Origin of the sequence: Thermanaerovibrio velox DSM 12556 (genome assembly GCF_000237825.1) — a bacterium.
GTDB lineage: Bacteria > Synergistota > Synergistia > Synergistales > Synergistaceae > Thermanaerovibrio > Thermanaerovibrio velox.
Genome location: NZ_CM001377.1, coordinates 1,273,235 through 1,288,131 on the forward strand (window position 1 = coordinate 1,273,235; position 14,897 = coordinate 1,288,131).

General features: G+C 57.1%; 14 protein-coding genes and 1 tRNA gene. 9 read left to right on the forward strand and 6 right to left on the reverse strand.

Annotated elements, in window-relative coordinates; translation table 11 throughout:
- Nucleotides 1–53: 53 nt before the first annotated feature.
- Nucleotides 54–1,091, reverse strand: coding sequence for a BMP family lipoprotein (locus tag THEVEDRAFT_RS06200; RefSeq protein WP_006583860.1), 1,038 nt, complete (start codon nucleotides 1,089–1,091; stop codon nucleotides 54–56).
- Between the two features lie 168 nt (nucleotides 1,092–1,259).
- On the reverse strand, nucleotides 1,260–2,255 hold the full coding sequence (locus THEVEDRAFT_RS06205) for a LacI family DNA-binding transcriptional regulator (protein WP_245522778.1): 996 nt from the start codon (nucleotides 2,253–2,255) through the stop codon (nucleotides 1,260–1,262).
- A 134-nt stretch (nucleotides 2,256–2,389) separates the two neighbouring features.
- Here THEVEDRAFT_RS06205 and THEVEDRAFT_RS06210 point away from each other — a divergent pair, with 134 nt between their 5' ends.
- Entirely contained in the window at nucleotides 2,390–3,286 is an 897-nt protein-coding gene (locus THEVEDRAFT_RS06210; RefSeq protein WP_245522619.1) for a ribokinase, read from the forward strand.
- Between the two features lie 82 nt (nucleotides 3,287–3,368).
- On the opposite strand, the gene THEVEDRAFT_RS09170 is transcribed toward THEVEDRAFT_RS06210, so the two are convergent.
- Together THEVEDRAFT_RS09170 and THEVEDRAFT_RS06220 are read right to left on the reverse strand one after the other, a co-directional pair.
- A complete protein-coding gene (locus THEVEDRAFT_RS09170; RefSeq protein ID WP_006583864.1) occupies nucleotides 3,369–5,135 on the reverse strand; it encodes a methyl-accepting chemotaxis protein in 1,767 nt (588 codons plus the stop codon).
- A gap of 51 nt (nucleotides 5,136–5,186) precedes the next feature.
- Nucleotides 5,187–6,536, reverse strand: a complete 1,350-nt coding sequence (locus THEVEDRAFT_RS06220; RefSeq protein WP_006583865.1) for a 4Fe-4S binding protein — start codon at nucleotides 6,534–6,536, stop codon at nucleotides 5,187–5,189.
- 189 nt (nucleotides 6,537–6,725) lie between these two features.
- Here THEVEDRAFT_RS06220 and THEVEDRAFT_RS06225 point away from each other — a divergent pair.
- Together THEVEDRAFT_RS06225 and THEVEDRAFT_RS06230 are read left to right on the forward strand one after the other, a co-directional pair.
- Nucleotides 6,726–6,811: transfer RNA gene (locus THEVEDRAFT_RS06225), tRNA-Leu, on the forward strand.
- 262 nt (nucleotides 6,812–7,073) lie between these two features.
- Nucleotides 7,074–8,270, forward strand: coding sequence for a hypothetical protein (locus THEVEDRAFT_RS06230; RefSeq protein ID WP_006583866.1), 1,197 nt, complete (start codon nucleotides 7,074–7,076; stop codon nucleotides 8,268–8,270).
- Nucleotides 8,271–8,290: 20 nt separating this feature from the next.
- On the opposite strand, the gene THEVEDRAFT_RS06235 is transcribed toward THEVEDRAFT_RS06230, so the two are convergent.
- On the reverse strand, nucleotides 8,291–9,100 hold the full coding sequence (locus tag THEVEDRAFT_RS06235) for an SDR family NAD(P)-dependent oxidoreductase (RefSeq protein WP_245522621.1): 810 nt from the start codon (nucleotides 9,098–9,100) through the stop codon (nucleotides 8,291–8,293).
- 38 nt (nucleotides 9,101–9,138) lie between these two features.
- Nucleotides 9,139–10,122 carry an acetoacetate decarboxylase family protein gene (locus THEVEDRAFT_RS06240; RefSeq protein ID WP_245522622.1) on the reverse strand — a complete coding sequence of 328 codons (984 nt, stop codon included), beginning with the start codon at nucleotides 10,120–10,122 and terminating at the stop codon, nucleotides 9,139–9,141.
- A gap of 57 nt (nucleotides 10,123–10,179) precedes the next feature.
- Between THEVEDRAFT_RS06240 and cbiB the strand changes: the two genes are divergently transcribed.
- The 6 genes from cbiB (at nucleotide 10,180) to THEVEDRAFT_RS06270 (ending at nucleotide 14,882) form a co-directional block, all read left to right on the forward strand.
- A complete protein-coding gene (cbiB, locus tag THEVEDRAFT_RS06245) occupies nucleotides 10,180–11,115 on the forward strand; it encodes an adenosylcobinamide-phosphate synthase CbiB (protein ID WP_006583869.1) in 936 nt (311 codons plus the stop codon).
- Nucleotides 11,116–11,126: 11 nt separating this feature from the next.
- Nucleotides 11,127–12,167: a pyridoxal phosphate-dependent aminotransferase gene (locus THEVEDRAFT_RS06250; RefSeq protein ID WP_245522623.1), complete on the forward strand. Its 1,041-nt coding sequence runs from the start codon at nucleotides 11,127–11,129 to the stop codon at nucleotides 12,165–12,167.
- Nucleotides 12,130–12,621 (forward strand): DUF2703 domain-containing protein, encoded by a 492-nt coding sequence (locus THEVEDRAFT_RS06255; protein WP_006583871.1) that lies wholly within the window; start codon nucleotides 12,130–12,132, stop codon nucleotides 12,619–12,621. Before THEVEDRAFT_RS06250 ends, THEVEDRAFT_RS06255 begins: the two co-directional genes overlap by 38 nt.
- Nucleotides 12,622–12,717: 96 nt before the next feature.
- On the forward strand, nucleotides 12,718–13,230 hold the full coding sequence (locus tag THEVEDRAFT_RS06260) for a cob(I)yrinic acid a,c-diamide adenosyltransferase (RefSeq protein WP_006583872.1): 513 nt from the start codon (nucleotides 12,718–12,720) through the stop codon (nucleotides 13,228–13,230).
- A 93-nt stretch (nucleotides 13,231–13,323) separates the two neighbouring features.
- A complete protein-coding gene (locus THEVEDRAFT_RS06265; RefSeq protein ID WP_006583873.1) occupies nucleotides 13,324–13,983 on the forward strand; it encodes a GntR family transcriptional regulator in 660 nt (219 codons plus the stop codon).
- Nucleotides 13,984–13,985: 2 nt separating this feature from the next.
- A complete protein-coding gene (locus tag THEVEDRAFT_RS06270) occupies nucleotides 13,986–14,882 on the forward strand; it encodes a DMT family transporter (protein WP_245522624.1) in 897 nt (298 codons plus the stop codon).
- Nucleotides 14,883–14,897 lie beyond the last annotated feature (15 nt).

The following is a 14,897-nucleotide window of genomic DNA, read 5'->3' on the forward strand; positions in this document are numbered from 1 at the left end:
GGTAAGATTAAAATAGGGCGGACCCACACAAGGCCCGCCCCGAGAAACCAGGGCTAAATATCCCGCTTGAAGCCCTTGTACTGCTCCACCTTTATCTTACCGGACTTTATGTCCTCGGTAAGCTCCTTTATCTTAACCAGTATGTCCTTGGGGAATTTGTCACCCAAGGCCTTCTTCATCACCGACATGTCAGTAAGACCCACGCCTCCAGAGGCCACACCCATCTCCACCACCGTGTTGCCCTTGAACTTGTTCTCCTTGACGTCCTTGACGACCTTGTAAGTGGCCACGTCCACCCGCTTGATCATGGAGGTCAGTATATGACCGGGGTAGATGCCATCCTGGTCCATGTCCACGCCGATGGCATAAAGCCCCTTTTCCTTGGCGGCCTCCAGTATGCCGTTACCGGTGGTGGAAGCCACGTTCATCACTATGTCGGCCCCCTGCTCAAACTGAGCCAGCGCCAGCTCCTTGCCCTTGAGGGGATCGCTGAAGCTTCCGGCGAAGGACACCAGGACCTTGACAGAGGGATCTATGTACTTGGCCCCCTGCTTGTAACCGGTGAGGAAGTCCTGGAGAACCGGTATGTCCATACCGCCGACCCAGCCTATGATCTTCTTGCTGTTCACACCGGGTATGTTGGTCTTGGTGGTGAACATGGCGGCAGCGGCTCCCGCCAGGAAGGACCCCTCGTTCTGGGCGAAGATGATGGATTCCACGTTGGGAGCCTTAACCGCACCGTCGATGACACCGAACTTCACATCTGGGAAGGACGCAGCGTGCTTCTTTATGAGCTCCGCTATCTGGGTGCTGGAACCTATTATCACGTCGTACTTGGCGGAAGCCATGGAGAGGAGATTGGCCTCCCAGTCGGCGGGGTTCTTGGACTCCAGGACCTTGAGCTCTATGCCGAAGTCCTTCTTGGCCTTCAGAAGCCCGTTGTAAGCGGAGTCGTTGAACGACTTGTCACCCAAAAAACCAGACAGTATTAGCGCCACCTTCAGGGGTTTGTTGGCCGCCACAGCACCGGAGGCCATCAGCGAAAGGGTCATGCAAGCAACCAAGAGCACCGTAAAAATCTTCTTTCTCAAGAGCTATCTCTCCCCTCTGCATTAAAAAGGATCACCCGTCAAAGCCCGACCACTCGGTTCTAACCACAGCGCCATCATAAGCCCAGCGATACCGTTCGGAGGACCACCCCCTGAAGTCCATGTGATAGATATTTTGCTCGTCCAGCTCATCCCCAAGCCCTAAAGAGGTCAACGGGGCCTAGCTTCCGCACTGGAACTCCTCTCCACCAAACTACAGTTTATCACCCTTGTGACCGGCTCAAAGCAACCCGATCCCATCCGGGCAACCACCAAATCCACCGCAGCTGCCCCCATCTCCTCTATCGGTTGGGCAACGGTGGTCAAGGGAGGCACGAAGAACCGCCCTATGGATATCCCGTCAAATCCAACCACCGAAAGATCCGCAGGAACCGAAAGTCCAAGATCCCTGGCGGCCCTAAGAGCTCCCAATGCCATAAGATCGTTCATCGCGAAGATCCCGGTTAACGACTGGTCCTTAAGCATCTCCAAAGCAAGCTCATACCCGGCAGGACAGGTGAAGTCACCCCACGCCACGAGACTTGGGTCCAACGGAACTCCTTCCTCCGCAAGGGCCATCTCAAACCCCCTCAGACGGTCCTCGCTCGGTCCAAGTCCCCTGGGCCCACAGATACAGCCTATCCTTCGGTGTCCAAGATCCAGAAGACATCGGGCCGCAAGATACCCGCCCCCAACGTTATCGGACTGGACGGAATCGACGGGAAGCCCCTGAATCTTCCTATCCACCATGACAACCGGTATCTCCAGCCCTGAAAGCACCCGGGCCTGTTCCTCCGGGAACCCAAGGCCGACTATTATCATACCCCCCACCCGGTGGGACGTCATGGCCTCAACGGCCCGCCTCTCCCTGTCAGGCTGCCCCGATGAGCTTGCCATCATCATGGAGAGACCCAGCTCATAACACCGATCCTCCACCGCCCTTGCCACCTCCGCAAAGTAGGGATTGGTGGCATCGGGAACCACGAGCCCCAGGAGAGGCGCCCCCTTGCGCCTTAGGCTCCGAGCCATCATGTTGGGTCTGTAACCCAGGGAATCAACGGCCCTAAGCACCCTTTCGCGGGTTGTAGGATCCACCCTCCTGGTACCGTTTAGGACGTGGGACACAGTAGACACCGATACCCCCGCAAGCAAAGCCACGTCCTTCATGGTCACCAAATCGTATCCCCCCATGGGCGCAAAGGATTGCGCAATCCTTTGCGCGTATGCTACTTTTACATCAAGACATTGTCAACAACTTTTTGGATTTTATCACCCAAGAAAACCAACCAAATTTTAAGGAAGTGATCTCCTTGGCTAGGATAGTGGTGGTGGGCTCCCTTAACATGGACATGATAATGCGGGCGGAACGAATGCCCATGAAGGGGGAGACCCTTACGGGCGGGACCTTCTCCACCGCAGAGGGCGGAAAGGGAGGCAACCAGGCGGTGGCGTGCTCCAGGATGGGGGCAAAGGTCACGATGATGGGCAAGGTCGGACAAGATCAGTTTGGGGATCTGCTCCTGGATAGCCTCTTGCGGGAGGGCATAGAGGCAAGGGTACTTAGGTCCTCCATCCATACCGGGGTGGCCCAGATAACGGTTTTCCAAGATGATAACGCAATCATAGTGGCCCCAGGAGCTAACCGGGACCTGCATCCCGAGGATCTGGACCTAGGTTGTTTCACCGGCGCGGATGGGGCAATATTCCAAATGGAGATCCCCATCGAGACTGTGGAAGCCGGGCTAAAGGGCGCCAAGGAAAGGGGCTGCACCACATTTCTTAACCCATCACCCATAAGGCCGATCGGGGAAGAAGCCCTCTCAAACTGCGACTACATGGTCCTGAACCATGTGGAGCTACGCCAATTGACCGGAGAGGATCAACCGGATGCAGGCATCAGGAAGCTGCTAGCCCTTGGGGTCAGAGGAGTGGTGCTAACCATGGGGTCCAAGGGAGCAAGCTTCGCCTACCAAGAAAGACTTGGGACGATGGGGGCCCCAAAGATAAATGTCGTGGACTCCACCGGGGCAGGGGACGCTTTCATGGGGGCCTTCGCGGTTATGATATGTGAAGGAAGTCCCATGGAAGAGGCGGTTAAGGCGGGTATAGCGGCAGGATCCTTGGCATGTCTAAGGGAAGGGGCTCAGCCCTCCATGCCATATCGGGAACAAGTTTTTAGATCCATGGCCTCCATGTAGACGCACAAACCCCCCGGCCCTCTAATCAGAGCCGGGGGGAACGACTACCTGGGCTTAGAGAAACATCCCGCAGCCCCTAGATCTAGCCCCTTGGAGGAGGCAGGTAAGACCCAGTTTGGCCCCCGTCGGCAAGCAACTGCTCGTGATGCGTCTTGAACCTGGAGATCATTCCCAATAGGTCCGAGGCAAGCCTCACCATGTCCTCCGCCCCCTCCGCAACCCTCTCCGCCGCCTTGGCCACTTGAGACATCTGGTCCCTAACCACATCCGAAGAGGAGGCCACACTGGAGACCTCGGAAGCTATGTCCCTCACCGCGGAGGATATCTCCGCACTGGAGGCCGCCTGCTCCTCCGATACCGCCGCCAGGTCCTGGGTGGCGGAGGCTATCTCGGCGAGGACGGATATGATCCCCTCTATGGTCCCCTTGGCCTCCATTGCCAAGGAGGAAGCCTCCTGGGAGAGACGGGAGTCCGCATCCGACGACTCCACAACCCTCTTGAGCTCCTGGGTTATGGTGTTTGCCAGGTCCGATATCTTCCTCGCCGCCTCGTTTGACTCCTCCGCTAGCTTTCGAACCTCCTCGGCGACCACCGCGAACCCCCTCCCGTGTTCTCCCGCCCGGGCGGCCTCTATGGCGGCGTTCAGGGCCAAAAGGTTGGTCTGATCTGCTATGCCGCTTATCTCTGCCACGAAGGACTGGATCTCCCTGGCGCTGTCCACAAGACGCCTTACCTCCCCGGCCATGGTGCCTGAGGCTTCCGCAACGTTCCCTATGCGCTGGGTCACCAGGGCTACCGCGGAGGCCCCGTCTTCCCCAAGGGCCCTGGCCCTCTCGACCCTCTCGGCGATCTCGGTGCTCCTCTGGGCAGACATCTGCGAACCAGACGACACCTCCTCCACGGAAGAGCTTATCTCCGCGGCGGCGGCAGACAGGGAATCCATCTGCCTCGATACTTCGTCCACGTTCGCCTTGGACTCCTGGGCAGCCGCAATGGTCTCCTCCGAAACCGCCGCAAAGTCCTGCCCCTCCTTGCTCAAACTATCCGCCACGGCCCTTATATCCTCCATGGAGCGGCTGAGGCTTAGGGTCATTTCGTTGAGCGAACGCCCCATCGACGCTACCTCGTCGGATCCATGGTCGTCAAAGACCACGGATAAGTCCCCTTCCGCAAAGGCCTTGACCCCCTTCTCCATGGAAGCAAGGCGCCTAGCTATGCTGAGGCTCACAAAAACGGCCGCCGCCAAAACAAGCACCGACAACGATACGGAGACGACACCCACAATCCAAAGGGCCCTTTGAGAATACCTGCGATTATCCTCGTTCCGCCTTGCCGCCTCCTCCCGTAGGTAGTTGGCAAGGCCTCTCATCTCCTTTTGATATCCCTCAAAGGCCTGGAAACCCCTCTGCTCGAATATGCCCCGGGCCTCCTCCCCTCGGCCGGCCTTCGCAAGATCCAAAGCCTCCAGCAGGATAGCCCTATAGGCCTTCAGCAGCTCCTTGGCCTTGGGAAGGTGCTCCTTCTCGTAATCGGTCAACACCGTAGCCTCCCAGGCGGAGATGTTCTCGTCCACCTGCTTCGCCCTCCTGGAGATATCGCTCACCAGCTGCTCCGCCTTAGCGGGGTCGGAGGTGAGGTAGAGCCTCAAAAGGTTCCCCTGGATGGCACGGCCGTGCACCAGACAGTCCATGGCAAGCACCGAGGGCACGAAGAAGTCCTTATACATCCCCTCGGCCAAGCTCAACGACTTATTCTCCATGTGTACGGACATGGAAAGCACCGCCACCAGAAGCATACCCATGATCGCTATCATGGTTAACAACTTAGCCTTTATGCTGAACCCCTTCATTCAATCGTCACCTCCAAACACCTCGGTGCCCGGCAATAGGAAGCGAAAAGCTCAATTTCCACCCTGCCCTAGCAAAGTCTTGATAGCCTCCCGGATCTTCGAAACCTCGCTTCCCGCCCTTCTCGCCAGCTCCTTCAGTGGCAAGCCCCTTGCCCCCTCAAGGTCCTCGGGCCATCCGGCGGCTTTGAGTATCCTCGTAACCTCAAGACCATAAACGGAAGCCACCTCCTCTAGGGTTTGGCTGCCCTTTATGGAGTCAGGATCCAGCACCCCCTTTCTGCTCTTAGGCGCAGAGGCCAGATAAGCCCTTAGCAAGACCTTCACCTTCTCGTCATCCACCCCGGGGAGCTTCTTAAGCGCCACATCCCTTGGAACCCCTTCGTCAAACCCTGCGGCCTTTATGAACTCCTCTGCACTTAGCCCCACCTGTCCTGCCGCCTGCTCCACCGTCATCCACCCGAAAATACCCTCCACCGGATCCGATGCAGCCTCTTTCGATATGGAATAGTGGGTCCTCCACAGGCCGGTGCAGCGGGCAACACCATATGCCAGAAAAAATACCGTCAACCCCGCAAGCCCGAGGACGAGGGGGGTTAACCTGAAACGTCTCAAACCAAAACCCAATGTCCCCCTTACAGGACAGGACTCCACGCACTCCCCGCATGAGATGCAGTCCCCGCTGGACACAGTGTGAGACTTGGAAACCACAATACCCATCGGGCAGGCCCTGTCACAGGCTCCGCAATTTACACACGTATCCGCGTTTCTCACAACCCTTGTAAGACTTACCCGCTGGAGAAGCCATAGGGCCCCTCCCAATGGACATAGGTACCTGCAGAAGAAACGGGAGACAAACATGGCAGCCCCCATGACGAACAGGAATAGCACCATGAACCCAACGGGGGACGAGGAGACCTCCCTCCACCCGCCACTGAGATGAGCCCAGCTTACCCACGGATCGTAGGGCCTCATCACCAGGGTCCCAAAACTCCAGGTAAAAACCAGAACCACCACCAAGATGACTATTTTCAAATACCTACCCCAAGACTCAAGCCATCGAGGCACACGGGAGACGCCAATGCGCTTGCCCAAAACACCGGCGGCCTCACCGATGGCCCCCAGGGGACATATCCAGCCGCAGAAGACCCTCCCAAGGGAAATAGTCATGAAAGCCACGACCAGCCCCAGTATGAGAGAACTGGGAGCCGTCCTCTTGAGGAACGCCCCCTCCCTTATGTAGGAGTAAAGGCTCTCAAGGCCCCCAAAGGGACAAAGAGCATCCATCGGCGGAACCCCCATGGGACCTCCACCTACCACTTGATGCCTATAGGCCACCCAGGTTGTAAAGGCTAGGAACATCCCCATGGATATGTACCGGATCAACCGAGATACCCTCAACATTAGCACCCCCAGTCCTTGAGGTCGCTCCAACGACTAAACAGAGCATCCAAGCGAAAATCCAATCCAGCCTAGACAACACTATCTGTTTTGCTTTTCGCAATTCTATCATTTTTCCCTAAAACAGCAATCGCTTCATGGGGGTGGACAAACCCCACCTGAATGTGGTATTTATATCCCCGTTCCTCGCTTGCCGGGGTGGCGGAATGGCAGACGCAGCGGACTCAAAATCCGCCGTGGGCAACCACGTGGGGGTTCGAGTCCCCCCCCCGGCACCATTTTTTAAAGAAATCGTATCTGAGGAGCCCATGCCCTCTCGGCCCATGGGCTCCCTTTTTTATTTTCGTTGCCCCTCCCAATGGCCCGGAGCTCAAGCGTAGAACTTACTTAAGCGACATATCCCAACCGCTGCATCGAAATATTAGGGTATAATGCCATGTAACTCCAAACCCCACCCCATATAGCCCTAGGAAATAACACTTCCTCTTCCCCATTGGAGTTAACTTGGATAAGCCAAATCACGCAAAGGGGGGATATGGCGTGGGAAACATCAAAGGTCGTCTCGATCCGGAAGCATCGGTACTAGCCATAGGCGGTTCGGTGGCCCTAACCGCGGGGGCCACGGGGCTCATCCTAAACCCCGAAGGGTTGTATCAAAACGGCTTCCTCGGGCTCATGACCTTCCTGTTCGGGATCAGCACCATAGCCCTGGGGAAATCCCCTATCGGGGAGGCAGGAGGGTGGAGGTTAAAGCTCGTGGGTGGAACCATCCTGGCTCTCATCGGGATGACCACCGCTTTCCTGCCCGACAGCCCTGAACGATATACCCGGTGGATCCTGTTCATGTGTTTATGCCCAGGAGGGCTGGCACAACTCATGGAGATGCTCCTCTCCAATCGCAAGTTGCCCACATGGAAGGCCCAAGGAGGGCCCTTAAAAACCCTCGCCATAACCTGCATAGGGGTCTACTGCGCATCTGTCCTTCTGGGTGCGGCGGTGCTGCTGCCTCAAAAACCCCTCACTCCACTAGGGAAAGCCCAGTGGGCCCTGGCCTCAGCCTACGGCATCGGACTTCTTGTACTTAGCTTACTCATAGCAAGAGTTCGAGAGATATACCCCAAACCGGAAGAAGAGCTACGGCTCCCGATAATGCGGATGGAAAGGTCCATGATGTTCGTAACCGGAATCTTCATGACCGCCCTGGGGATCACACTGATACCGGTAAGTTTGGGGATCCTAAAGTTCTCCGGGGACGCCCAGCTGGGGCTCCTGCTTATAATCATGTCTATACAGATCATGGCTACCGGGAACACACCGCTTGGCATGATGGCCCCTCCGCAGATTGGCATGCCCCTTGGGGTGTTCGGTTCCGTCCTGGGAACCCTATCATCCCTCATACCAGGAGCCCTCACGGTGCCCCTCACAATCACCGTGGCAGTGTTTAACCTGGCAGGAGGGGCATTAGGTCTGAAGGGGCTTGGCCTGTCAAGGTCTAAAACAATGGAAGCTTTAATAAAGATGGGGAGGGAAAAGCCCCCCTCCCCCCTCATAGGCCTATGGCAGGTTCAAACCGCCATGAACTGCATATCCATACTCTTTGGGATCTCCATGCTGGTCCGGCACCTCATCCCGGGCTGGATTGTGGGGATGATACTCACCATGAACGGTCTTATGCTTATGGTGATGATGCGGCTTTTAGATGAAATCCAACGCCTTTCGTCACCACCAAACGCCTGATCAGCGCTCGAACGAAAGGCTTAAAAGTACGTGCCCTTGGTCCTATAGTTCTCCCGCCGCTCCGCCGCCAACTTCCTCGCCAGGTCATCAAAGGCCTTGCGGTCCATGCGGTAAAGCTCCCCCATCTTGCGGGCGAAATCCGGGAAGGCTATGACCACCTGCCCCTTCTCCATGCCGTCAAATATGGCGTCCACCGCCTCCTCCACCGATATGGAGTCCGCCGGGGGCTCCAGGTCACCAAATATGGGGGTCCTCACGTTACCAGGGCAGAAAACGCTGAACTTAAGCCCCTCGGCCTCAAGCTCGTACTGCAGGCTTTCGGTCATGGATATGACCGCCGCCTTCGTGGCAGCGTAAACCGCTTGATAGGGCACCGGCACCAGGCCCGCAATCGAACCAGCGTTCACCACATGCCCAAACCCCTGTTCCCTCATTATGGGAATGGCGGAATAGGTGCCGTAGACCACCCCCATGACGTTAAGGTTCACCATGAAACGCCATATGTCAAAGGTTATCCTCTCGGTGGGAAGAGTCATACCCATCCCCGCCACGTTGAAGACCATGTCAAGCCGCCCACCCTTCTCCCTGGATGAGCGGATAAGCCCTGTCACCTGTTCCTCTACCGTGACATCCGCGACAACCCCAAAGACCCTCCCCGGATAAGACCTGTTAAGCCTGTCCACCTGGCTCAACAGCGGATCCTCTTTCAGGTCCCCCATGAATACCGCCCTAGCGCCCCCCCTAAGAAGCCCCTCGGCTATTCCAAGCCCGATACCCGAAGCCGCCCCTGTGACCACCGCCACCTTGCCGCTGCAATCCACCCTAGACACCCCCGTTCTGTAAGCACAGCCCCACAACAGCCACCACGCTAAAGAGCCCTGGAGGAGCCCACCTCAAGGACCGCGGATCCCCAGGTCATGAGAGCTCCCCGCCACCCAAGCACAGGCATATCAGCCAGGGCATCGATGATCCGCCACTGCACCGGATGCCTCTCAAAACCTATCTTAGTCCAAGAAACCAGGCCCATACCCCTCTGGGCGCTCCTAAAACTAACCCTCTGGGGATACAAGGTAGGCTGACTCAAGGCCCCTCCCGGACCACCCAAGTTCGGTATGTACCTCCATCCGAAAAGGTTAACCCTCCCCTCCCGGTTCATGCCCGCCAAATCCTCGTCGGATATTCGCTCTCCTCCCCAAAAATCCAGGGAGCAAAACTGACATGACTCGTAGGCAGCCGAGGTAAACCAGTGATCCCCCACGTGCCTCTCCGAGGCTATCTGCGCAAAGAGCTTAGGCACCCCGTCCTCCTCACGGCCCCCTATTATGGGACACGCCTTGTCCTCCCATACCACCAAAGCGTAGTCCCCCGTTATAACCTCACGTTCTCCAACGTATCTTGCAGGAACAGTGACCTGCAACAGCCTGTAATCCCCGCCTGACATCCACTTAACGTCTCTGCAGCTGGCATACTGGACGTCAACCCTCGGCTCAACCAGCTCAAAACACCCAGGCAAATAGTTCAGCAGCACCTCCGGATCGGTCTCAAAGCTCAGCCTCACGCAGGTCATGTCCCCGTACTCCGCCGCCACGGGTTCAAAAGCCCGGCCGGAAAAGTGCACCGGCATCGAATAGACCATGTCGTCCCTTAAACTGAAGCGCCCCCTCATCCCCAATCCCACCCTTCCAACCACAAAGATGCCGCCCCAGAACCCAATCTTATCACCATATCTTCTAAATATTTCGCAAACACTCGGACGATTTTCATCCCACCTCGTCTCAAGGGTGGATATGGACCTCCTAAGACATCTGTTGTTGTAAAATGAGTTGGTTAGACGATCAGCACGCTTCACCATCCAACTGCCCCTACAAGGGCAAAGGACTCAAAAACACCCCGGACGGGAGGGTTCGATATGCTCTCTTTATCCCTGGCAGCTGCCATAGTTTTAGACCTCATCCTGGGAGACCCCCAGTGGAGGTTCCATCCGGTCCGCCTCATAGGCCATCTAGCCCAACGACTGGAACCCATATGCCGGGCACTTCCCCTGTCCCAACCCTCCCAGGGCGGGGTGTTTCTCTTCTTGGTCCTTGTATCCTCCCTGCTCCCGGCTTGGCTCTTTATTAAGTTGCTGGACTTAATACGCCTGGGATGGCTTGCCGAAGCTCTGGTCATCTACTTCTGCCTGGGGGGAAAGAGTCTCGCCCAGGAGGTATCTCAAGTCCTCAAGCTCCTCAGGGGCCACGATGCCGACGGCGCAAGGGAAAAGCTAAAGAACCTTGTTAGCCGCAACGTGGACCACATGGACGAAGGCTACCTCACAAGATCCGCCCTGGAGACCTTGGCGGAGAACTTCTCTGACGCCTTGGTGGCCACGCTTTTCTACGCCGCTCTAGGAGGAGGCCTTCTCGCCTGGTTCCACCGGGTCGTTAACACCTTGGACGCCATGGTGGGCTACAAGGACGATCGGTACCACCGTTTTGGCACCGCTTCCGCCAAGCTGGACGATATACTCAACATCCTCCCCTCCAGGCTGTCCGCCCTGATAGTTGCGGCATCGGGGCATATACTAGGGAAGGATTTCCTGTCCACATGGGCAGCGGTGAAGGAGGACGCCCCCAAGGACGAGAGCCCCAACTCCGGGTGGCCCATGTCGGCCTTCGCCCATGCCCTAGGAGTTACCCTGGGGGGCCCCACCCTCTACGGTGACCAATGGGTTCAGTGCCCCACCATGGGTTCAGGACCAACCCCCACGGTGGACCATCTTCAGGGGGCCCTGTCCCTCTACTGGGTAAGCTACATGTTAAGCGCCATAGGCGCCCTTGTGATCGGGGGGCTGATGTCCCTTTGATCCACGGCGGAATGATCTACCGACTAGGAGTCCAACCATCAGAAGTCCTCGACTTCTCCAGCAACGTAAACCCCTACGGCCCCCCCGAAGGGGCCCTAAGTGCCGCCCACGCGGCGCTTCAGCGGACAAACCTATACCCGGATCAGGATCAGACCGCCCTGAGGGAGGCCTTTGCAAAGTGGCTTGGGGTGGAACCTGGCATGACGTGTTTCGGGAACGGCGCAAGCGATCTCATAGGAGCTGTCATGATGGCCCTCCAACCACAAAGGGTGATCACGTTCTCCCCCACCTTCGGGGAGTATCAGGCCTGGGCCACCAGGCTAAGAATACCGTTCATCCAAATCCCCATGGCGGCCCCCTCGTTTGAACCACCTCTGGAGGAACTGCCCCAACTGCTTAATAGCGGAGACCTCCTCATCATCTGCCAGCCCAACAACCCAACCGGAAGGGCTTACTCAGATGGGGAACTCAAGGAGATCACCGCGGCCTGTCAGGACGCAGGGGCATACCTCTTGGCGGACGAGTGCTTCATAAACCTCACATGGCCGCCCGCCTGCTCCATCGTAGCGGACGGATCGCTCCCCCCCAACACCATAGCCCTCAGGGCCTTCACAAAGGATTTCTCCGCTCCCGGCCTTAGGGTGGGAGCTGCGGTGGCTGAACCAGAGACCATATCGCTCATAAGAAAGGCCCTCCAACCCTGGCCGCTAAACTGTGCAGGGGAGGCCTTTGCAATCTGGTGCTCCCTCAACCCTGAACCGTTCCTGCAGAACTCCAGAGAAAAGCTGGCGGCAGAGAGGGAGTATCTAAGCAGCTCACTGCATTCCCTGGGATTTGAGCCTCTAAAATCCCAGGTTAACTTCATCCTCTCCAAGTCTCCCTGCGAAGGGGAAGTCCTGCTCGGCCTTCTAAGGCCCCGGGGTATACTGATAAGGACCTGCGAATCATTCGGATTGAATAGGCGCTACGTGCGGATAGCGGTAAAAAACGATGAGGCAAACAGGACCATCATAGATGCCATTAAAGATCTACGAGACCACTTTAACTTCTAAGACCAACCGAAAGGACGGAGATGCATCAATGCCAAACGTGGTGATAAGCCATTACGGAATTCAGGGGAAAGAGTGCCCTCACTTCACCGCCACCAGGGAGAACCTGCTTAAGGTGGTAGATCGAATGGCCCCGAAGTTTGCAACATTGGGAATAGAGATCTCGTTGGAGTACCGCGGCATGGAGGACCTGGATGAGAATCGTCCCATGCACAACCTCATAACCCTGGAGGCCCCTGGAGAAGTGCCGGAGACCTCCCTGGAGTCCCTCACGGGCCTAGTCATAGAATATGAACCCTGTGAAAGCCTCGGACGCTGCAGGGCCCTGGTAATGGAAAGCGCCAAGTTTCAAGAGGTGCCCACGGGACTGGTGATGGACGGCCTGGTACGCATGTCCATGAGGTTGATCGGGGGCTGCTCATCCGATGGGTGCGGTTCCTGCAGCTGCTGTCACTGACCTTAAGATGACGCTTCACCCCTTAAGGGCTTCCACCAATTGGTGCAACTTGATGGAGCAGACCGATAAGGGGATAACGATGAAGGAGGTGCGATGATGCCGGACCTCATCATAACCACCAAAGGCGGGGACAAGGGCACCACATCCCTTTGCAACGGGGAGAGGGTCCCCAAGGACCATCCACGGGTGGAGCTATACGGTACACTCGACGAGTGCCAGGCCCACGTGGGGATGGCCAGGGCCACCTGTCCCTACGACGAGGTGGCCGATTGGCTCCTAAAGCTAGAGGAGAACATGTCCTACGCCATGGGAAGCCTTGCCATGTGTGAAGACCTGCCGGAACCGGATTCATCGCTTCTTGAGACCCTGGTGGCCAAGGTGACCGCCATGCACAAGGGGCCCTTCCGGTTTGTACGACCCGGGGATTCCGTACCTGGAGCAGCGCTTCACATAGCAAGGACCGTGGCAAGACGGGCGGAACGGGTGGCGGTAAAGCTCTACAGGGATAACCTAATATCAGACTCCCAGTACGTATACCTGAACAGGCTCTCCGATGCCATATATGCCCTTTCCCTCTGGGTGGACATGCTAGCAAGGGGAGAAAGTTGAATAAACAATAGTTGTTGCAATAAAATAATGTATAAAGGATTCTAAGGTTTGAACGATCAACGCTTCAACCAATGACCCAAAGGAGGCGTCCCAATGAAGGATCACCCCCTCACACCCGCAAGGAGTCGGGATCTCAGACAGATCGTTTACGACAAGATAAAGGACGCCATAGTCAACGGGATCATACCGCCGGGGGAGAAGCTCTCGGAGTTTGAGCTCTCCAAGCAGCTTGAGGTCTCAAGAACCCCCATAAGGGAGGCGATACGCCAGCTCGCCCAGACCGGGTTGGTCAGGCTGGTCCCACGTAAAGGGGCCTTTGTGGCCCTGCCGTCTCCCAAGGAGGCGAAGGACCTATACGAAATAAGGCTTGCCCTGGAAACCCTGGCGCTGGAGAAGATCTGTGCCAAGCCCCCCAGGGAGGAGCTGTTGAAGTTCCGGGAGATGTTCAACTCGGTGGGCCCGGACTGGTCCTCCGGTCAATACCTAGACCAGGACAGACGGTTCCACGGGTTCATAAGCAACCAGTCAGGGAACTCGTTCCTTGAGACGGTACTGCACAATGTCAGCGACCTCATACAGCTGTGCAGGCACTATTCCATGGAGGGAGTTCCCCTGGAACGATCCTCGGAGGAACACGTGGCCCTCATCGACGCCATACTGGAGGGGAACCTTGACCTGGCAAAGGAGCGCCTGCGCCGGCACCTCAACAACGCCGTGGCGTCCCTTACGGGTTACATAACCTCTCACAGATAGGGGTGTTGAAGTTGGAGCTCCTAACTGGTATGGGACTTGCCATCGCCGCCGCTGCGGTGTGGGCTATGGCACCGGTTCTCTACAGGCGAAGCGTGGAAAAGGTATCGTACACCGCCCTTGGAGCCATCCGTTGCATAGGCTACGTGTTAAGCGCTACAGTCTACGCATTGGCTACGAAGGGAGCCGCCGCATTCATCCCGCCTCAACCCCACACGTTGACCCTCCTTTGGGCATCATCGGTGGCATGGCTTGTGGTGGGGGACCTCTGCTACTTCGGAGCCCTCCACAAGCTGGGAGTATCAATAGGGGTGCCGGTAACTTCCTCTTTCCCGGTGGTGGCGGTCATCATGTCCCATTTTGTAATCAACGAACCCCTGGGGGCAAACATCATCTTGTCGGTTCTCCTGACCCTTGGGGGCTTGTTCCTCCTAAATCGAAAGGACGGCGATAATTCTGACTCCCCAAGGGAGCTTAAGGGGGGACTCATCCTCGCCGCCGCCACGATGTTCTGCTGGAGCATAGGGGTGGTCTCCAACAAGATCCTAATAGGGAGGCTTGACATCCCCACCCTTGAGCTTTGGAGGTCCATAGGGGTGACCGTTGGTTCCATAGGAGCTTTCCTGATCAAGAACCCCAAGGAGCTTAGATCCCTGGGAATGCTGAAGGGAAGGGATGTCTTGGAGATGTCCGTGGCGGGAGCCATGGGGCTCACCATAGGGAACCTGCTCTTCTCCTACAGCTTGAACTACATATCCGTTGCCCTGGCCACATGTCTAGCCTGCGCAAGACCGTTCCTGGCCGCCCTCTTCGCCACGCTGGTGCTAAGGGAGAGGCTCACCCGAAAGGTTGCCCTGGGGATAACCCTGGTGGTGGCGGGGGTAACCGTCATGTCCCTGTAGGCCGGGTAACCCTGA